Origin of the sequence: Cellulosimicrobium sp. SH8, assembly GCF_025818875.1 — a bacterium.
GTDB lineage: Bacteria > Actinomycetota > Actinomycetes > Actinomycetales > Cellulomonadaceae > Cellulosimicrobium > Cellulosimicrobium cellulans_D.
This window is the reverse complement of the sequence record NZ_JAMXMH010000004.1, coordinates 14,894-33,147: the sequence shown is the minus strand read 5'-3', so window position 1 is coordinate 33,147 and position 18,254 is coordinate 14,894. Positions and strand designations below refer to the sequence as shown.

At 73.6% G+C, this 18,254-nt stretch carries 18 protein-coding genes; 7 read left to right on the top strand and 11 right to left on the bottom strand.

Going from position 1 to position 18,254, the window contains the following annotated elements; all coding sequences use genetic code 11:
• Nucleotides 1-19 precede the first annotated feature (19 nt).
• From NF338_RS06805 to NF338_RS06795, 3 genes are all read left to right on the top strand, one after another.
• Nucleotides 20-1,297, top strand: a complete 1,278-nt coding sequence (locus tag NF338_RS06805) for an inositol-3-phosphate synthase (RefSeq protein WP_264030082.1) — start codon at nucleotides 20-22, stop codon at nucleotides 1,295-1,297.
• A 134-nt stretch (nucleotides 1,298-1,431) separates the two neighbouring features.
• The gene (locus tag NF338_RS06800; RefSeq protein ID WP_264030081.1) at nucleotides 1,432-2,079 is read left to right on the top strand and encodes a dihydrofolate reductase family protein; all 648 of its coding nucleotides are present in this window, start codon (nucleotides 1,432-1,434) and stop codon (nucleotides 2,077-2,079) included.
• Nucleotides 2,080-2,125: 46 nt separating this feature from the next.
• Nucleotides 2,126-2,566, top strand: coding sequence for a VOC family protein (locus tag NF338_RS06795; protein WP_264030080.1), 441 nt, complete (start codon nucleotides 2,126-2,128; stop codon nucleotides 2,564-2,566).
• Nucleotides 2,567-2,573: 7 nt separating this feature from the next.
• Here NF338_RS06795 and NF338_RS06790 read toward each other — a convergent pair whose 3' ends face one another.
• The 5 genes from NF338_RS06790 to NF338_RS06770 all read right to left on the bottom strand — a co-directional run bounded on the left by NF338_RS06790 (nucleotide 2,574) and on the right by NF338_RS06770 (nucleotide 6,904).
• On the bottom strand, nucleotides 2,574-2,942 hold the full coding sequence (locus tag NF338_RS06790) for a DUF2200 domain-containing protein (RefSeq protein ID WP_264030079.1): 369 nt from the start codon (nucleotides 2,940-2,942) through the stop codon (nucleotides 2,574-2,576).
• A gap of 81 nt (nucleotides 2,943-3,023) precedes the next feature.
• A complete protein-coding gene (locus tag NF338_RS06785) occupies nucleotides 3,024-3,602 on the bottom strand; it encodes a DUF6580 family putative transport protein (protein WP_264030078.1) in 579 nt (192 codons plus the stop codon).
• Nucleotides 3,599-4,063 (bottom strand): DUF4430 domain-containing protein, encoded by a 465-nt coding sequence (locus NF338_RS06780; protein ID WP_264030077.1) that lies wholly within the window; start codon nucleotides 4,061-4,063, stop codon nucleotides 3,599-3,601. The genes NF338_RS06785 and NF338_RS06780 overlap by 4 nt, the downstream gene beginning before the upstream one ends.
• A gap of 64 nt (nucleotides 4,064-4,127) precedes the next feature.
• Entirely contained in the window at nucleotides 4,128-4,772 is a 645-nt protein-coding gene (locus tag NF338_RS06775) for a cation transporter (protein WP_264030076.1), read from the bottom strand.
• Nucleotides 4,773-4,774: 2 nt separating this feature from the next.
• A complete protein-coding gene (locus NF338_RS06770) occupies nucleotides 4,775-6,904 on the bottom strand; it encodes a DNA gyrase/topoisomerase IV subunit B (protein ID WP_264030075.1) in 2,130 nt (709 codons plus the stop codon).
• A 172-nt stretch (nucleotides 6,905-7,076) separates the two neighbouring features.
• On the opposite strand from NF338_RS06770, the gene NF338_RS06765 reads away from it, so the two are divergent.
• The gene (locus NF338_RS06765) at nucleotides 7,077-7,289 is read left to right on the top strand and encodes a hypothetical protein (protein WP_021479923.1); all 213 of its coding nucleotides are present in this window, start codon (nucleotides 7,077-7,079) and stop codon (nucleotides 7,287-7,289) included.
• A 187-nt stretch (nucleotides 7,290-7,476) separates the two neighbouring features.
• Here the strand turns inward: NF338_RS06765 and NF338_RS06760 are convergent, their stop codons facing one another.
• The 3 genes from NF338_RS06760 to NF338_RS06750 form a co-directional block, all read right to left on the bottom strand.
• Nucleotides 7,477-9,024 (bottom strand): RNA polymerase sigma factor, encoded by a 1,548-nt coding sequence (locus tag NF338_RS06760; protein WP_264030074.1) that lies wholly within the window; start codon nucleotides 9,022-9,024, stop codon nucleotides 7,477-7,479.
• Nucleotides 9,025-9,295: 271 nt separating this feature from the next.
• Nucleotides 9,296-9,697 (bottom strand): universal stress protein, encoded by a 402-nt coding sequence (locus NF338_RS06755; RefSeq protein WP_087472301.1) that lies wholly within the window; start codon nucleotides 9,695-9,697, stop codon nucleotides 9,296-9,298.
• Nucleotides 9,698-9,792: 95 nt separating this feature from the next.
• Nucleotides 9,793-10,974 (bottom strand): DUF4192 domain-containing protein, encoded by a 1,182-nt coding sequence (locus NF338_RS06750; protein ID WP_264030073.1) that lies wholly within the window; start codon nucleotides 10,972-10,974, stop codon nucleotides 9,793-9,795.
• Between the two features lie 150 nt (nucleotides 10,975-11,124).
• Here NF338_RS06750 and NF338_RS06745 point away from each other — a divergent pair, with 150 nt between their 5' ends.
• Nucleotides 11,125-11,697, top strand: a complete 573-nt coding sequence (locus NF338_RS06745) for a hypothetical protein (protein WP_264030072.1) — start codon at nucleotides 11,125-11,127, stop codon at nucleotides 11,695-11,697.
• Nucleotides 11,698-11,751: 54 nt separating this feature from the next.
• The gene (locus NF338_RS06740; protein ID WP_264030071.1) at nucleotides 11,752-12,924 is read left to right on the top strand and encodes a polyprenyl synthetase family protein; all 1,173 of its coding nucleotides are present in this window, start codon (nucleotides 11,752-11,754) and stop codon (nucleotides 12,922-12,924) included.
• A gap of 21 nt (nucleotides 12,925-12,945) precedes the next feature.
• Here the strand turns inward: NF338_RS06740 and NF338_RS06735 are convergent, their stop codons facing one another.
• Nucleotides 12,946-13,371 (bottom strand): Rv2175c family DNA-binding protein, encoded by a 426-nt coding sequence (locus tag NF338_RS06735; protein ID WP_264030070.1) that lies wholly within the window; start codon nucleotides 13,369-13,371, stop codon nucleotides 12,946-12,948.
• A gap of 91 nt (nucleotides 13,372-13,462) precedes the next feature.
• On the opposite strand from NF338_RS06735, the gene pknB reads away from it, so the two are divergent.
• Complete coding sequence (gene pknB / locus NF338_RS06730; protein WP_264030069.1) at nucleotides 13,463-15,487, top strand: Stk1 family PASTA domain-containing Ser/Thr kinase; 2,025 nt, start codon at nucleotides 13,463-13,465, stop codon at nucleotides 15,485-15,487.
• Nucleotides 15,488-15,571: 84 nt separating this feature from the next.
• On the opposite strand, the gene NF338_RS06725 is transcribed toward pknB, so the two are convergent.
• Both NF338_RS06725 and NF338_RS06720 read right to left on the bottom strand, forming a co-directional pair.
• On the bottom strand, nucleotides 15,572-16,921 hold the full coding sequence (locus tag NF338_RS06725; RefSeq protein ID WP_264030068.1) for a class II 3-deoxy-7-phosphoheptulonate synthase: 1,350 nt from the start codon (nucleotides 16,919-16,921) through the stop codon (nucleotides 15,572-15,574).
• A gap of 13 nt (nucleotides 16,922-16,934) precedes the next feature.
• The gene (locus tag NF338_RS06720) at nucleotides 16,935-18,161 is read right to left on the bottom strand and encodes a pyrophosphate--fructose-6-phosphate 1-phosphotransferase (RefSeq protein WP_264030067.1); all 1,227 of its coding nucleotides are present in this window, start codon (nucleotides 18,159-18,161) and stop codon (nucleotides 16,935-16,937) included.
• Between the last annotated feature and the right edge of the window lie 93 nt (nucleotides 18,162-18,254).

Genomic DNA, 18,254 nt, shown 5'->3' with positions numbered 1-18,254 from the left:
GCCGAGGTCGAATCCTGACGTGACCACTGCCCAGCCGTTCACCTCACCGGGCGCGCCGATGCGCCATCACGCTGCTCGCGACCTCACGCCGTCCACCGGGAGCCCCGGGCACGCCGCACCGACGGAGCGGACGGGGCTGTGGCTCGTGGGCGCCCGTGGTTCGGTCGCGACGACGGCGACGCTCGGGCTGGCCGTGCTGGCCCCAGGTCACGCGGCCCCGACCGGGTGCGTGACCGCGCAGCCGGAGTTCGATGCCGTACCGCTGCCCCGGTTCGACGACCTCGTCGTCGGCGGGCACGACCTCTCCCCCGGCCCGATGGTCAAGCGGGCGGAGGCCTTGGTCGAGGCCGGGATGATCGCTCCCCGCCTGCTGTCCGCGGCACGGAACGGCCTGGAGGCCGCGGATGCCGAGGTCAGGCCCGGCTACGACCCGCGTGGGCACGACGGTTCCCAGCTCGAGGCGGCCGAACGGCTCGCGGCGGACATCGTCGCCTTCCGCGACCGGCACGCCCTGGCCCGGGTCGTGGTCGTCGACCTGGCGTCGACGGAGCCGCCGGTCGAGCCGCGACCTGAGCACGACGACGTCGCCGCCCTGCTCACGGCGCTCGCCGATCCCGCCCAGGCGGTCCTGCCACCGTCGTCCGTGACCGCGTACGCCGCCGTGCTCGCGGGCACGCCGTACGCCGCCTTCACACCGTCCGCAGGGATGACGATCCCGGCGCTGACCCGGCTGGCCACGCAGGCCGGCCTGCCGGTCGCCGGCCAGGACGGCAAGACGGGTCAGACCTGGCTGCGGACCGTCCTGGCACCTGCGTTCGCTGCCCGCGGCCTGCGGGTGCTCTCGTGGGCCGGGTCCAACCTGCTCGGTGGTGGCGACGGAGCCACCCTGGCCGACCCGCAGAACGTCCGCAGCAAGCTCGCGACGAAGTCGCGCGGACTCCGTGACCTCACCGGCTCCGACGTCACCCCCCTGCACATCGACAACGTGCCCGACCTCGGCGACCTCAAGGTCGCGTGGGACCACGTGCACGTCGAGGGCTTCCTCGGCACCCGCCTGACGCTGCAGACGACGTGGAGCGCGTTCGACTCGATGCTCGCCGCGCCCTACGTGCTCGACCTTGCCCGCCTCCTCGCCCTCGCGCACGCCGCGGGGCTCGCGGGCCCGGTGCCCGAGCTCGGCTTCTTCTTCAAGGAGCCGTGGGCCTCCGACACGCACGACGCTGCCGCGCAGGCTCGCGACCTGCACGCGTGGGCGGGCGGGCTCGGTGCGCTCGTGGCGTCACGGACCGGTGCGTGACGCCACGTCGGCCTCGGGTGCCGTCCGACCGGTCGCACGGGGCTTCTGCACCGAGGGTCGCCTCCGCGATGACTTCTCGCTGAGCGCGAGGTCTACTCCTCGACAGAACCACGCGATCACCACGGAGCGGACTCATGGGATCCATCGAGATCGAGCTGTTCACGACCCTCGACCTCGTCGGGCAGGCACCCGGCGGGCCGGAGGAGGACCCGGAGGGCGGGTTCGCGTTCGGTGGCTGGCAGGCGCCGTTGCTCGACGACGTCGCGGGCGCGCAGATCGCCGCGGCGTACGAGGGCACGGACGCGCTGCTGCTCGGGCGGCGCACGTACGACATCTTCGCGTCGTACTGGCCGTTCCAGGAGGGCGGGCAGGACGACGACTTCGCCGCACTGTTCAACCGCATCCCCAAGTACGTGGCGTCTCGCGGCACGCCCGACCTCTCGTGGGCCGGGTCGACGCTGCTCGGCCCGGACCTGCCCGCGGCGGTGCGCGAGGCGCGCGACCGGCACGAGCACGTCAAGGTCGTCGGCAGCCTCGACCTGGTGCAGACGCTGCTGCACGAGAGGCTGTTCGACCGCCTCGACCTGTGGGTGCACCCCATCGTGCTCGGCACGGGCAAGACTGTGTTCGACGGCGGCGCCGTCCCCACCAACCTCAGCCTCCTCGAACCACCGGCACCCAGCCCGACGGGCACCGTCCTCCTGCGCTACGGCCTCGCGGACGGCACCCCCGGGACGGGCGACATGAGCGAGCCGGGCCGCGGCGTCGACCAGGACGGGTGACCCTGGAACCGGACCACACCGTCCCCAGACCCAGGAGGCACCGCACATGACGATCCAGCGGCTCGACAACGTGGCCGTCGTGGTCGACGACCTCGACGCGGCCGTCGCGTTCTTCGCCGAGCTCGGGATGGAGCTCGAGAACCGGATGACGATCGAGGGCCGGTGGGCCGAGCGCGTCGTCGGCCTCGACGGTCTGCGCTCGGAGATTGCGATGATGCGCGTGCCCGGAGGCCACGGGCGGCTCGAGCTCACCCGGTACCACGCGCCGTCGTCGCTCGACCTGGGCCTGGGCACCGCCCCGCCCAACGTGCTGGGCCTGCACCGGGTGATGTTCGCCGTCGACGACGTCGACGACACGGTGCGGCGCCTCGGGCCTCACGGCGGGGAGGTGATGGGAGAGATCGTCCAGTACGAGGACGTCTACCGGCTCTGCTATCTGCGCGGGCCAGGTGGCGTCATCGTCGGGATCGCGCAGCAGCTCGGCTGACTCCCGGCTACGAGGCGGCCGCGGTCTCCCCGCGCAGGATCGACGTCATCTTCTTGCCGCGCGCGACCTCGTCGACGAGCTTGTCGAGGTAGCGGATCTTCTGCATCAGCGGGTCCTCGATGTCCTCGACGCGGACGCCGCAGATCACCCCGGTGATGAGCGCGGCGTTCGGGTTCCACGCGGGCGCCCGGTCGAAGAACTCCTCGAGCGTGACCTCGTCCGCGATCGCCTGCGCCAGGCCGGCGCCGTCGTAACCGGTGAGCCAGCCGATGACCTGGTCGAGCTCGTCCGTCGAGTGCCCCTTGCGCTCCACCTTGGTCGCGTAGAGCGGGTAGATGCTCGCGAAGCTCATCCCGAAGATCCGGTGTCCCGCCATGGGTGTCCTCCTCCTGCCCGGCCGAGCCGGTCGCCGGTTCAGCCCGTGCGGCCGGCCGGCACGACCACGCTACCGCGCGGGTCAGGCGGGTCGGGCTGCGACCATCCCGTGCGACGCCTCGAGCCGGTCCACGAGCAGCGTGCCCGCGGCGACGAGCGGCACGAGCACGAGGTTTCCCAGCAGCATGGTGCGCAGGAACGGCAGGCCCGCGACGTAGCTCGCGACCAGCCCGTCGACACCCGCCGGGTACCAGACGCCGCGGCCCTGGAGCCAGACGCCGAAGTTGGTCCAGACGAAGAACCACAGCGAGCCCGCGACGCCGAACGCGGCGCCCGCGCCCACGCGGCGCCATCCGGTCGTGTCCCGCGCGAGCAGCGAGCCCAGCCCGACGACGAGCCAGGCGCTCCACGTGAAGAGCGCGATCGCGGTGTTGCCGAGGACGACGTCGGACACGACCGTCACGGCCAGCGGCACGACGAACGCCCAGCGCGAGCGCAGCAGGAGCGTCGCCGCGAACGTGGCGGCGGTGACGAGCTCGAGGTTCGGCGGCGCACCGAGGTCGGCGCGCACGAGCCGCCACACCACGGCGAGCGCTGCGAGCGCCACGACGAGCGCCGGGCGCCACCAGCGGGTCGCGGGCGAGGTCTGCGAACCCGTCACGAGGTGAACGTCTCGAGCTTCCACGTAACCTCGTCCCCGTCCTTCGTCTCGAGCGAACCTGCTCCCACGGTAGCCATCTCGCCGTTGACGTACAGCGCCCAGAACTCGCTGTCCGGGTCGGCCACGACGCCGTCGATCGCCGTGACGAACGCGTTCTCGCCCTCGCCGGTGACCTGGGCGGACGGGTCTGCCTCGAGGAGCAGGTCGAGCGCGGTCGTGCCGGCGCGGCCCTCGTAGGAGAACTCCGGAGCGTCGTCGGTGTCGCCCGACTCGTCGTCGGGCACCTCGTCCGTCGCGTCGTCGGCGGGCGCGCTCGTCTCCTCGCTCGCGGTCGACGTCGTGGCGTCGGTCGCGGGCTCGTCGGTGGACGAGCACCCGGCCAGCAGGCCCGCGGTGAGCAGGACGGCGGTCAGTGCGGTGAGCGGGCGCGCGGAGGCGTCGCGGAGCGTTCGGAGGGTCACGACCCCAGCGTACGGAGCGCGCGCCGACACGCGCCCGAGCGCCCGCCAGTCGGACGACGCACCGTCATCCGATCTCCTCCCCTGCGACGGCCTTGGCGGCGAGCCGTTCCTCCTCGCTGACCTCCCAGACCTCGTAGGCGGAGTGGAAGGCGAGGAGGATGATCCCGCACCCGAGCACGAGGTCCGGCCAGCCCGACCCGGTCCAAGCGGTCACGAGGCCCATCGCGATGATGGCGACGTTCACGAGGACGTCGTTGCGCGCCGAGAGGAACGCCGCCCGGCTGAGCGACCCGCCGTGGTGCCGGACGCGGACCAGGAGCCACGCGCACGCACCGTTGACGACGATCGCCCCGAGCGAGGCGAGGACGAGCGGCACGACCTGGGGCGCCGGCGGGTCACCGAAGCGCTGCACCGCCTCCCAGGCCGCGAAGAGGGCGGGGCCGAGGATGAGCAGCGCCATGACCTTGCCCAGCACGGCGCGCCGCGCGAGGGGGAAGCCCAGCGCGACGGCGATGAGCAGGTTGATCGCCGTGTCCTCGAGGAAGTCCACGCTGTCGGCGAGCAGCGACACCGACCCCGCCGCGAGCGCGACGGTCAGCTCGACGACGAAGTACGCGAGGTTGAGCGCCGCGACCACCAGCACGACGCGACGCAGGCGGCGCGCGACGTCGGCCTCGTCGGGCCGGCGGGCGCCCTGGCCGGTGGTCACCGTCAGACGTCGATGCGTGCGTGATCCAGCTCGGCGGCCCCCGCGACGATGAACTCCTTGCGCGGCGCGACGTCGCTGCCCATGAGCAGCTCGAACACGCGCTCCGCCGCCTCGGCGTGCTCGGCCGTGACGCGGCGCAGCGTGCGGTGGCGCGGGTCCATCGTCGTCTCGGCCAGCTGGTCGGCGTCCATCTCGCCCAGGCCCTTGTACCGCTGGATGTCGTCCTTGTAGCGGCGCCCGGCCTTGTCGAGCTTCTTGAGGGTCGCGGCGAGCTCAGCCTCGGAGTACGTGTAGATGTACTCGCTCTTGCGGCGGCCGGCGCCGATGACCTCGATGCGGTGCAGCGGCGGCACGGCCGCGAACACGCGGCCCGCCTCGACGAGCGGCTTCATGTACCGGTAGAAGAGCGTGAGCAGCAGCGTGCGGATGTGGGCGCCGTCGACGTCGGCGTCCGTCATGAGCACGATCTTGCCGTAGCGCGCTGCCTCCAGGTCGAACGACCGTCCGGAGCCGGCGCCGAGCACCTGGATGATCGCGGTGCACTCGGCGTTGCGGAGCATGTCGCTCACGGACGCCTTCTGCACGTTGAGGATCTTGCCGCGGATGGGCAGGAGCGCCTGGAAGTCCGAGCTGCGGGCGAGACGCGCGGTGCCGAGCGCGCTGTCGCCCTCGACGATGAACAGCTCGCTGCGCTCGACGTCGTCGCTGCGGCAGTCGACGAGCTTGGCCGGCAGGGAGGACGTCTCGAGCGCGTTCTTGCGGCGCGAGATCTCCTTCTGCTTGCGCGCGGTGATGCGTGCCCGCATCTCCGCCACGACCTTGTCGAGCAGCAGCGCGGCCTGCGTCTTCTCGTCGCGCTTGGTCGACGTGAGAAGAGCGTTGAGCTCCTTCTCCACCACGCGCGACACGATGCCGCGCACGGGCGCGGTGCCGAGGACCTCCTTGGTCTGGCCCTCGAACTGCGGCTCCGCGAGGCGGACGGTCACGACGGCGGTCAGGCCCGCCAGGACGTCGTCCTTCTCGATGCGCTCGGACGCGTCCTTGGTCGAGACCTTGAGGCGGCGCGCGTTCGTCTCGACGGACTTGCGCAGCACCTTGAGCAGGCCCTGCTCGAACCCGCCGAGGTGGGAACCACCCTTGGGCGTGGCGATGATGTTGACGAAGCTCCGGACCTCCGTCTCGTACCCCGTGCCCCAGCGGAGCGCGACGTCGACCTCGCAGTCGCGCTGCACGGCCTGCGGGGTCATGTGCCCGCGGTCGTCGAGCACCGGGACCGTCTCGGTGAACGACCCCGAGCCGGTGAGGTGCCACGTCGCCGTGACGGGCGTGTCCGGCGCGAGGAAGTCGACGAAGTCGACCGACCCGCCGGTGTGCACGAAGGTCTCCTCGTGTGGCCCCGCCTCCCCGGGCGTCCCCGGCACGCCGCGCTCGTCGCGCACGGTGATCTCGAGCCCGGGGACGAGGAACGTCGTCTGGCGCACGCGCGTGACGAGCTCGTCGTAGGAGAAGACGGCGGTCTTGAGGAAGATCTGGCGGTCCGCCCAGTAGCGCACGCGTGTGCCGGTGACGCCGCGCTTCGTCTTCCCGACGACGGCGAGCTCCGAACCGGAGACGAACGGCTCGAACGGCGCGTCCGGCGTCGGGCCCGACTTCGGGTCGGTGAAGGTACCTGGCTCGCCGCGGTGGAAGGTCATGCGGTGCGTCTTGCCGCCCCGGTCGACCTCGACGTCCAGGCGCGAGGACAGCGCGTTGACGACGGAGGCCCCGACGCCGTGCAGGCCGCCCGACGCGGTGTACGAGCCGCCGCCGAACTTGCCGCCCGCGTGCAGCTTGGTGAAGACGACCTCGACGCCGGACAGGCCGGTCTTGGGCTCGATGTCGACGGGGATGCCGCGGCCGTCGTCCTCGACCGTCACGGACGAGTCGGCGTGCAGCACGACGAGGATCTTGGAGCAGTTCCCGGCGAGCGCCTCGTCGACCGAGTTGTCGATGATCTCCCACAGGCAGTGCATGAGACCGCGCGAGTCGGTCGTCCCGATGTACATGCCCGGGCGCTTGCGCACGGCCTCGAGACCCTCGAGCACGGAAAGGTGCCGAGCGGTGTAGCTGGACTCAGCGGAGGTGGTCGTCACGGCGGCAAGCCTAGACGAGCGCGCCCACACCGTTGCGCTCCCCCGCCGGGGCCCCGGGGCCGCCTCCACGCGGACCCGGCACGGACTCGGTGCGGGCCCGCCGCGCTTCGCGGGTAGCGAACCCGGCACCCGCGGGGGACGAATCCTCAGGAGCGGATGGTTTGATGTTCATGTGACTGCTACGACGACCACCACCGAACCGCTGACCGCGGCCGACCGCTGCGACCGCTGCGGGGCCCAGGCGTACGTCCGCGTGGTCCTGCCGAGCGGTGAGCTGCTGTTCTGCGGCCACCACGCGCGGGCGCACGCGGACGCCTACACCGACCTCGCGACGTCCATCCAGGACGAGACCGACAAGCTGCTCGCGGAGCACGGCGCGCGCTGACGCGCCGCGCGCACCCGCGCCGGAGCGCGGGCCACGAGGACCGGCTCCACCGCCCGGTCCCGCGGCCCGACAGCCGACGACACGACGAAGGCCCCGAGGAGATCTCCTCGGGGCCTTCGTCGTGTCGCGACGCTGCTCGCCGTCGGGCCGCCCGGCCGCAGCCGGCCGGACGCCCGACGGCGGGGCGTCAGTCGAGGTAGTCGCGCAGCACCTGCGAGCGGCTCGGGTGCCGCAGCTTCGACATGGTCTTCGACTCGATCTGGCGGATGCGCTCGCGCGTCACGCCGTAGACCTTGCCGATCTCGTCGAGCGTCTTGGGCTGCCCGTCGGACAGGCCGAACCGCATCGAGACGACGCCCGCCTCGCGCTCGCTGAGGGTGTCGAGCACCTGGTGGAGCTGCTCCTGCAGGAGCGTGAAGCTCACCGCGTCGGCCGGGACGATCGCCTCGGAGTCCTCGATGAGGTCGCCGAACTCGCTGTCGCCGTCCTCGCCGAGGGGCGTGTGCAGCGAGATGGGCTCGCGGCCGTACTTCTGGACCTCGACGACCTTCTCCGGCGTCATGTCGAGCTCCTTGGCGAGCTCCTCGGGCGTGGGCTCTCGACCCAGGTCCTGCAGCATCTGCCGCTGCACGCGCGCGAGCTTGTTGATGACCTCGACCATGTGCACCGGGATGCGGATGGTGCGCGCCTGGTCCGCCATCGCGCGCGTGATCGCCTGGCGGATCCACCACGTCGCGTACGTCGAGAACTTGTAGCCCTTGGTGTAGTCGAACTTCTCGACCGCACGGATCAGACCGAGGTTGCCCTCCTGGATCAGGTCCAGGAACAGCATCCCGCGGCCCGTGTACCGCTTGGCCAGCGACACCACCAGACGCAGGTTCGCCTCCAGCAGGTGGTTCTTCGCCCGCTTGCCGTCGTGCGCGATCCACTGCAGCTCACGCTTGAGCTTGCGGTCCAGGTCGTCGCCCTCGGCGGCGAGCTTCTCCTCCGCGAACAGGCCGGCCTCGATCCGCTTGGCGAGCTCGACCTCCTGCTCCGCGTTCAGCAGCGCGACCTTGCCGATCTGCTTGAGGTAGTCCTTCACCGGGTCCGCGGTCGCACCCGCGGTCACGACCTGCTGGACCGGCGCGTCGTCCTCGTCGGCGTCCGACACGACGAAGCCCGTCTCCTCGGGCTCCTCGGACGCGGCACCCGCGGCGGGCTTCTTCGCGCCCGAGTCCGCGGCCTCCTCGTCCTCGGTCACGTCGATCTCGAGGTCCTCGACCTCGGCGTCGTCCTCGCCGTCGTCCTTCTTCTTGGCGCGGGCGGGCGTCGCCTTCGCCTTGGCAGGAGCCTTGGCGGCGGTCTTGCGGGCGGCGGGCTTCGCCGGGCCGCCGGACGGCGCGGCCTCGGCCGCGTCACCCTCGGCGACCGTGGTGGCGGCCGTCGTGCGCCGCGTCGTCGACGACGTCGACTTCGTCGCGGCGGTCTTGGTGCGCGCCGTCGTGGTGCTGCGCGGCGACGCCGCGGCGGCGACCTTCGTCGTGGTCGGGATGTCGACCTCGACGCCGGCGCCCGCGAGCGCGCGGAAGACCGCCTTCAGCCGCTTGGCGTCGTTGACGGCGGCCTGCTCGCACGCGGTGCGGAAGCTCTCGGCGTCGACGCGACCGTTCGCGCTGCCGCGCCGCAGGAGCTCCTGCAGGGCGGGGTGCTCGAACTCTCGCGGGAGTGCGGAAATCGGGGTTGAGGGCGCCACAAACCGACCTTTCGGCAATCATGGGGGGCGGTAGGGCCGCCGGAGCGGGGACGTGAACCGTGAAGTTCGGGCTTCTCGTGGACTCTCACGGTGAGTCGTCGGGCTCTAGCGGATACCTATATTGTACCGGCGATCCGTGCACCGGACGCCGCGACACGGGGTGAGCTCGGACCTGACCGCCGCTCGGCGGCCCCGCCCACCACGTCTCGGCGACGTCCGACACCCGGGTCCTGGCCTGTACAACGGCCGGGCACCCGCGAAGATTCCCTGCTCAGGCCCCCGCGGGGCGCTCGGGCTTGACGGCCAGGACCGGGCAGGGCGCGTCGAGCAGGATGCGCTGCGCGTTCGACCCGAGGATGAGCTTGCCGACCGGGCTGCGGCGGCGCAGGCCGATGACGATGAGGTCCGCCGAGGCGCGCTCGGCCGCGCTCACGAGGTCGTCGGCGAGGTCGGACGTCCCCTGCTCGCGCCGCAGCGTCGTCCCCGTCCCCGCGAGCCGCTCCTCGACCCGGCGCAGGTCGTCCTCGTGCGCGGCGGCGAGCTCGGGCGTCGCCGTCGAGCCCTCCGTGACCACGACCACGAGCTCGGTACCGCGCCGGACCGCCTCGGTGGCCGCGCTGTCGAGAGCCTCGCGACCCTCGGGCGTGCTCAGGTGCGCGACGACGACGCTCATGTGTCCTCCGGGAACGGCTCGTGGGCGCGGCCTGCCGCTGGCGGCGACCGCCGGTCGTGTTGCGGTCGAACCTACCCGAACCCGCGCACCGCGGCTCACACGTCGGCGCGGATCCAGCCAGGCGGCACCCCGGCGTCGAGCGCGCTCGACAGCAGGAGGGCGAGCCGGTACGTCGGGTCCTCCGCGAGCGCCTCGTCGAGCCGGCGCCCCGCCCGCCCACCGTCACCGTGCCACCAGGCGAGGAGCGCGAGGAGCGTGAGCGCCGGGGCGGTGCTCCCGCGCGGCGCGTGGGCCACGACCGCCTCGAGCACGGAACGGGCCGGCCCCGTGACGGCCGGGTCGGGCGCCAGCCCGGCCGCCGGGTCGACGATCGACGCGATCGCGTGCGCCGTCCCGGCGTCGACGTCCCCGCCACGGACCGTGCGGTCGGCGAGGTCACCCGTCCCGGGCACGAGCGAGACGAGCACGGCGTCGCGCACCGGGACCGCCTCGAGCCCGGCCGCGAGCCGGCCGAGGACCGTGGCGGGAGGCAGCCCCGCCGCGTTCCCCGCGCCGGGGCCCTCGCCCGCCGCGCGCTCACGCTCGTGCACCGCCACGCGGGCGACCGCCGCGCGCCACTCGGCCAGGCTCTCGACGCGGCGACCCACGGCGGTGTCGTCCGGATCGGCCCAGGTGTCGAGAGGACCGCCCGCGCGGGCGCGGTCCCGCACCCGCCGCGCGGCGCGCGCCGCACGCCGCCGCTCGTCGGCGCCCGCGCGCGGGATCCGCAGCGCCTCCTCCCGCGAGTCCGCGAGCGCGGCCCCGGTGAGGACCATGTGGGCGCCCACCTCGCTCGACTCGAGCTCGCGCAGGGGGCGTCCGCCCGGCGGGCAGCACTCGTCCTCGGCGCAGTCGAGCGCGTACCAGCCGCTCGACGCCACGACCCAGACGTCCGCCGGACCATGGTGCGGCTCGACGGCGTCCCGGCAGTGCTCGACGGCCGCCCTCGTGACGGAGGCCTCCACGCCGCCGGACCGCAGCGGCGCGTCCGTGTAGACGACGAGGACGACCCGCTGCGCGCCGTCGGCGGCGAGGTGCCCGACCACGGAGCGCGCGAGCTGGGGACCGTGCTCGAGGTCGGCGACGTCCGCCACGTCGACACGGACGACGAGGCCGACCCGCCCGCGAGGCGGTCGCAGCCCGACGAGGACGACGCTGTCCTGCGGCCGGTAGCCGAGCCGGTAGGGGACGTAGGAGAGGAGCTCGCGCGGGCCCTGGGCCCGGATCAGGGTGGTCATGAGCCCATCCCAGCCCGTCCCGAGGTCCCGCGGGGAGAGCGGTCGGGTGCCTGTGGACACGCCGGGTCCGGCGCCGGAACGGGACGGCCCTGTGGTCCACCTCGGGGGCCGGTGGTGGCCCGCGAGCGCCCCGATGACTACGGTGTGCGCGTGCCACCACGAACCCGAGCCCGCGCGCGGCGAGCGGCCCCGTCCGCCCGGCCGGCCGCCGTCGTCCTCGTCGTGGCGCTGCTCGGCACGACGCTCGCGGGCTGCCAGGCCGGCCCGGACGACGTCCAGGGTGCCGCCGGGCCCCGCGACGCGCAGGAGCCCCCCGCCCAGGACGCGTCCGGCGCCCCGGGGACGCCGCTGCCCGACTACGACGCGGCGTCGGCGGTCGGCGACCTCGTGGAGGGCTTCCCGGCGCAGCTCGTCACGGTCCCCCCGGGCGCCCAGGTGCTCGCGAGCTCCGCCCGGCCGTCGGACGACGGCACGCTGGTCGACGTCACCCTCAACCTGCGCTCGGACGAGCCCGTCGACGCCCTCACCGCCTATTACACCGACGCGCTCGGCGCAGCCGGGTTCGCGGTCTCGCCGTCGAGCGTCCCGAGCGCGCTCACCTCCCTCACGACGTTCGTCCGGACGCCCGCCCCCGAGTCCCCCACCGAGTCGCTGGCCGTCGGCGTGTTCGACGACGAGACCGAGCGCCTGGTGACGATCAGCGGGCAGGTCGCGGCCGGCTGACGGGTCCGACCGTGGGACGACGCCTCCCGGTGCCGTACCGCATAGGCTGCCTCCGTGCCGAACCCGTCGCTGCCGACCACGCCCCCGCCTCCTGGCCCGGGGACGCCCTCGGGCGTCGCCGACCCGAGCCCGAGCACGCTCGTCGACCGGGAGGGCGTGCGCGCCGGGGTCGACGAGACCCTGCACGTCTCGACCGCGGCGCTGCGCGACGAGCTCTCCTCCACGCACCCCGACGCCGACCCGCTCGCCGACGCGACGGACGAGCTGCTCGCCGGGGGCAAGCGCCTGCGCGCCGCCTTCTGCTACTGGTCCTGGCGCGCGCACGGCGGCGACCCGGACGGCCCGCACCGCGACGTCGTGCTCCGCGCGGGCGCGGCGCTCGAGCTGTTCCAGGCCGCGGCACTCTTCCACGACGACGTCATGGACGCCTCCGACACGCGACGCGGGCACCCGACGGCGCACCGCGCGTTCGGGGCGCGGCACCGCGAGCTCGGCTGGTCGGGCGACGCCGACCGCTACGGCGAGAACACGGCGATCCTGCTCGGCGACCTCGCGCTCATCGCGAGCCACCGCGAGCTGGGCGACGCGCTCGACGCCCTCCCCGCGGACGTCGCGACGCGGTCACGCGTCGTCTTCGGCCGCATGCAGACCGAGGTGATCGTGGGGCAGTACCTCGACGTGCAGGCGCAGGTGCTGCCGTGGGGCGACGATCCCGCGACCGACGAGGAGCGCGCGCGGGCCGTGATCCGGTCGAAGTCCGCGCGCTACAGCGTCGAGCACCCCATCGCGCTCGGCGCGGCGCTCGCCGGGGCCGACGACGCTGCGATCGCCGCGACGAGCTCGTTCGGGCTGCCCGTGGGCGAGGCGTTCCAGCTCCGCGACGACGTGCTCGGCGTGTTCGGTGACGCGCGCGTCACGGGCAAGCCCGCGGGCGACGACCTGCGCGAGGGCAAGCGCACGGTGCTCGTCGTGCGTGCGCTCGCCGCGGCGACGCCCGCGCAGCGCGACCTCCTGCTCACGCACCTGGGCGACCCGGACCTCGACGCGGGCACGGTCGAGGACCTGCGCGCCGTGCTCGTCGAGACGGGAGCGCGCGACGCCGTGGAGTCGCTCATCGCCGAGCTCACCGAGCGCGCGACCTCGGCCCTCGCGGGTGCCGGGCTCGCGGAGCCCGGGGCCGCGATGCTCGGGCTGCTCGCGCGGGCCGCCGTCGAGCGCACCGCCTGACGCGGCCGCCTCGGGTCCGGGTCAGAGCTCGGACTGCGCGACGCGGCGCACGCGCGCCTTGTGGCCGCTCAGGAGCGTGTCGAACGGGGGCTCGCCCAGCTCGGCGTGCGGCGCGAAGAGCCACTCGAGGATCTCGGCGTCGTCGAAGCCGACGTCGGTGAGCACGACGATCGTCCCCTGCAGGCTCGACAGGACGCCCACGCGGCCGCTCTCGTCCGGGCGGCCGGCGTTCGCCGGGTCGACCAGGTGCAGCGGCACGAGGAAGCGGGCCGGGATCTGGAACGTCGTGCGCTCGCCGCGCTTCACGCCGACGACGCGGCGCTCCTGCACGATGCGGCGCACCTTGCCGACGTCGGTGCCGAGCGCCTCGGCGACGTCGGGGAGGGTCAGCCACTCGCCGACCAGGTCGTCGAGGGTCGGGCGGGGGCTGGGGTCGCGGTCGGTCACCGGGCAAGCCTACGGCGTGCCTCCACACGACTCCCACGCCGTGCGCGCCGGGCTCACCGGATCGCGACGCCCGGCCACCTAGACTCTCCCCGTGGCCACCGTGACGACCGATCCCCTCGTCGGCCGCCTGGTCGACGGGCGGTACGAGGTCGTCTCGCGCATCGCGCGAGGCGGCATGGCGACGGTGTACCTGGCCGTCGACCGTCGGCTCGAGCGCGAGGTCGCGCTCAAGGTCATGCACGCCCACCTCGCCGAGGGCGCGTCCGGCGCGGACTTCGTCTCGCGCTTCCGTCGCGAGGCGCGCGCGGCGGCCCGTCTCACGCACCCCGGCCTCGTCGCCGTGTACGACCAGGGGCTCGACGGCGACACGAGCTACCTCACGATGGAGTACGTGGCGGGCTCGAACCTGCGCCGCGCGATGCTCACGGAGCGCACGCTCCCCCTCGGTCGCACGCTCGACGTGCTCGAGGACGTCCTCGACGCGCTCGCCGCCGCCCACCGCGCCGGGCTCGTGCACCGCGACATCAAGCCGGAGAACGTGCTCGTCGACACCGAGGGCCGGCTCAAGGTCACCGACTTCGGGCTCGCGCGCGCGGTCAACGAGGTCACCGCGACGACGACCGGCACCATCCTCGGGACGGTCGCCTACCTCTCCCCCGAGCTCATCGCGACGGGCGCGTGCGATGCGCGGACCGACGTCTACGCCGTGGGGATCCTCGCCTACGAGATGCTGCTGGGCACGGTCCCGCACACCGGCACGACTCCCATCCAGGTCGCGTTCCAGCACGTCAACAACGACGTGCCGCCGCCCTCGGACGTCGCCCCGTGGATCCCGCCGGAGGTCGACGACCTGCTGTGCGCGCTCGCCGCGCGCGACCCCGCCGACCGCCCGGCCGACGCGGGCGCCGCGCTCGCGCTCGTGCGCTCGGTCCGCGCGGCGCTCGACCCGGTCGACCTCGAGCGGCGCGTCGACCCTCCCGAGGCCGCCGACGGCCCCCCGTCGGAGGGCGCCGCGCCCGGCCCGACGGCGGTGCACCGTTCCGCGGCGACCGCACCCCTCGCCGCGCTCAGCCTGCAGGACCGCGAGGCCGCCGGCCTCACGGAACCGCTCGCCGTGGGGCACGTCGTCGCCCCGACGACGCGGCCGGGCCCGCCGCCACCTCCTGCTCCCCCGGTCACGGCTCGACGCCGCGGACGGGGCCGGGCGGTCGTGTGGTCGCTCGTCGTCCTGCTGGTCCTGGCCGGGGTCGGCGGCGGCGCGGCCTGGTGGTTCTCGTCCGGGCCGGGCGCATACACGCAGGTCCCGGACGGCCTCGTCGAGGTGTCCCGGGCCGAGGCCGCAGCGATCCTCGACGGCGCGGGCCTCGAGCACACGGTGGAGGAGCGCTACGACGACGCCGTGCCCGAGGGGGCCGTCGTCGAGACCGACCCTCCGTCCGGCGAACCGGTGCGCAAGGACGGGAGCGTCCAGCTCGTCGTCTCGCAGGGCGTGCGGATGCTCACGGTGCCGACCGGTCTCGTGGGTGCCACGCAGGTGGAGGCCACGTCCGCGCTCGAGGGCGCCGACCTGACGGTCGGCGAGCCGGTCGCGCAGGCTCACGACGAGATTCCCGCGGGCCAGGTCATGGCCGTCACGGACGCCGACGGCAACCCGATCGAGGAGGGCGCCACGATCCGGCACGACGTCCCCGTCGTGCTCACGGTCTCCTCCGGCCCGGCGCCCGTCGTGGTCCCGCAGGTCACGGGCTCCCAGAAGGACGCCGCGGTCCAGGCGCTGGAGGACCAGGGCCTCGTCGCCGCCGTGACCGAGGAGTACTCCGAGTCCGTCGCCCCGGGCCTCGTGATCCGGCAGGACCCCGAGCAGGGCACCGACGCGCACCGGACGGACACGGTGAACGTCGTGGTGTCGCTCGGCCCTCCGCTCGTCGAGGTACCCAACACCTACTCGATGAACGTCAAGGCCGCCGAGAAGGCGCTCACCGACGCGGGGTTCACGGTCGAGGTCCGGCACCCGCAGGGCATCAGCCCGCTCAACATCGTCTACGCCCAGGACCCCCCGGGCGGCGACGGCCGCACCGCTCCCAAGGGCTCGACGATCGTCATCAACGTCTTCTGACACCGACACCCGAGCATGTGGCTGTGGCCCGCCCCGACGTCGGGACGGGCCACAGCCACATGCTCGGCGGGAACGCCGTGCCTTTCAGCGGCGGAGCATCTCCGCGACCTGGAACGCCATCTCCAGCGACTGCTGGTGGTTGAGCCGCGGGTCGACCAGGGTCTCGTAGCGCAGGGCCAGGCCGGCGTCGTCGATCTCCTCGCTGCCCCCGAGCACCTCGGTGACGTCGTCACCCGTGAGCTCGACGTGCAGGCCGCCCGGGACGGTGCCCGCCGCACGGTGCACCTCGAAGAACCCGCGGACCTCGTCGAGCACGTCGTCGAAGCGCCGCGTCTTGTACCCGCTCGCGGACGTGATGGTGTTCCCGTGCATCGGGTCGGTGACCCACGTGACGGGCACGCCCGCGCGGGCGACGGCCTCGACGAGCGGCGGCAGCGCGTCGCGCACGTTCCCCGCGCCCATGCGCGTGACGAACGTCAGGCGACCCTCGACGTCGTCCGGGTTGAGCCGGCGCGCGAGCTCGAGCGCGACCTCGGGCGTCGTGGTCGGCCCGAGCTTGACGCCGATCGGGTTGGCGACGCGCGACAGGAAGTCGACGTGCGCGCCGTCGAGCTGGCGCGTGCGCTCGCCGATCCACAGGAAGTGGGCCGACGTGTCGTACGCGTCGCCCGTGCGCGTGTCGCGGCGCGTGAGCGCGCGCTCGTAGTCCAGCACGAGCGCCTCGTGGCTGACGAAGAACTCGACCGTGCGCAGGGCGTCGAAGTCGGCGCCGCACGCGTCCATGAAACGGATGGCGCGGTCGATCTCCGACGCCGTCTGCTCGTAGCGCGCGTACGCCGGGTTGCGCATGAAGCCGCGGTTCCACTCGTGGACCTGGCGCAGGTCGGCGAACCCCCCGGTCGTGAACGCCCGCACGACGTTCCAGGTCGCCGACGAGATCTGGTACGCCTGGACGAGGCGCTCGGGGTCGGGCACACGCGCCTCGGGCGTGAACGCGTGCCCGTTGATCATGTCGCCGCGGTACGCGGGCAGCGTCACGCCGTCGCGCGTCTCCGCGTCGGAGCTGCGCGGCTTCGCGTACTGCCCGGCCATCCGGCCCATCTTCACGACGGGCATGCTCGCCCCGTGCGTGAGGATGACCGCCATCTGGAGGATGGTGCGGATCTTGTTGCGGATCCGGTCGGCGTTCGCCTCGGCGAACGTCTCGGCGCAGTCGCCCCCCTGCAGGAGGAACGCCTCGCCCCGCCCGGCCGCGGCCAGGCGGGAGCGCAGCGTGTCGGCCGCGGCGGGCACCACGAGCGGCGCGGAGGCCGCCAGCCGGTCCCGGACGGCGTCGAGCGCCGCCTCGTCCGGCCACGTCGGCTGCTGGAGCGCGACGAGCGTGCGGAAGTGGTCGAGCCCGGCGTCGGTCCCCGGCTCGCTCGTGGTGGTCATCCCGCTGCCCGGATCAGTGCGCGGCGGGAGCCGCGGCGACGAGCGGCTGGCCGATGCCCTCGAGGAGCTCGCCGAACCACTGCTGCGTGACGTCGAACGCCTTGCCGCCGGCGATGCGCGGGAACTCGATCGCGCGCAGGCGGTCGCCGTTCTCCTCGTCGTGCCCGATGACGCCGGACTCGCCGCGCAGCGCGCACTCGACCGCGAGGTCGGTCATCGACTTGATGAGGCGCAGGTCCTCGGCGTTCGCGGCCGCGGCCCGCGAGAAGTAGCCGGACTTCTGGACCATGACCTTCTCGGCGCCCAGCTTGTCGGCGAACTGCTTGGCGAACCACTGGCCCGGGTTGACGGTGTCGAGCTTGACGTGGCCGAACGGGTCGCGCTGGACCTCCTCGCCCGCAGCCTCGAGCTGGGCGACGATCTCGTGCATGCCGGCGCCCTCGGACAGGAAGATGTTGACGTTGCCCTGGGAGTCCATGATCGCCTTGAGGCGCTCGGCCTCGGCGTCGATGTCGAGCGCGAGCTCCGGCAGGAAGACGGCGTGGACGTCCCAGCGCTCCCGCGACAGGCCGAGGGCCGGGGCCCACTCCTGCGCGTCGAGCCACTTGCGGTACTCGGCCGCGGACGCGGCGGTGAGCCACCCGCAGTGGCGGCCCATGACCTCGTGCACGATGAGCATGCGCGGGCCCGAGCGGTGCTCGCCGATGACGTTCGCGGCGAAGCCCGCCGCCTCCTCGGCCGCGGTCCAGGCGCCGAGCGACTGACGGATCGGGATCACGTCGTTGTCGATCGTCTTGGGCAGGCCCACGACCGTGAGCTCGTAGCCGTTGTCGTGCAGGTACGCCGCGAGGTCGGCGGCGGTCGTGTTGGTGTCGTCGCCACCGATGGTGTGCAGGACGTCGACGCCGTCCGTCTTGAGCTGCTCCGCCGCGACCTGCAGCGGGTCCTGGCCCTCCTGGACCAGGCCGCGCTTGACGCAGTCGGCCGCGTTCGTCAGCTTGACGCGCGAGTTGCCGATCGGCGAGCCGCCGAAGCGGTGCAGGATGCCGGCCTGCTTGCGGCCCTCCTCGTCCACGACGATCTTCGTGCCCGTCAGCAGGCCGTGGTAGCCGTACTGGTAGGCGATGATCTCGATCTCCGGGTCGAGCTCCGTGTACCGCTCGATGAGACCCCCGACGGCGGAGGACAGGCACGGGGCGAAACCGCCCGCGGTGAGGAGGGCGACGCGACGAACCGACATGTGAACTCAGAACCTCTCGTAGGACGGATCCTGCGCCGGACGGACGCGGTCCGGCGGGGTGGCGGCGACGGCGGCGGGCACGTGCCCCGCGAG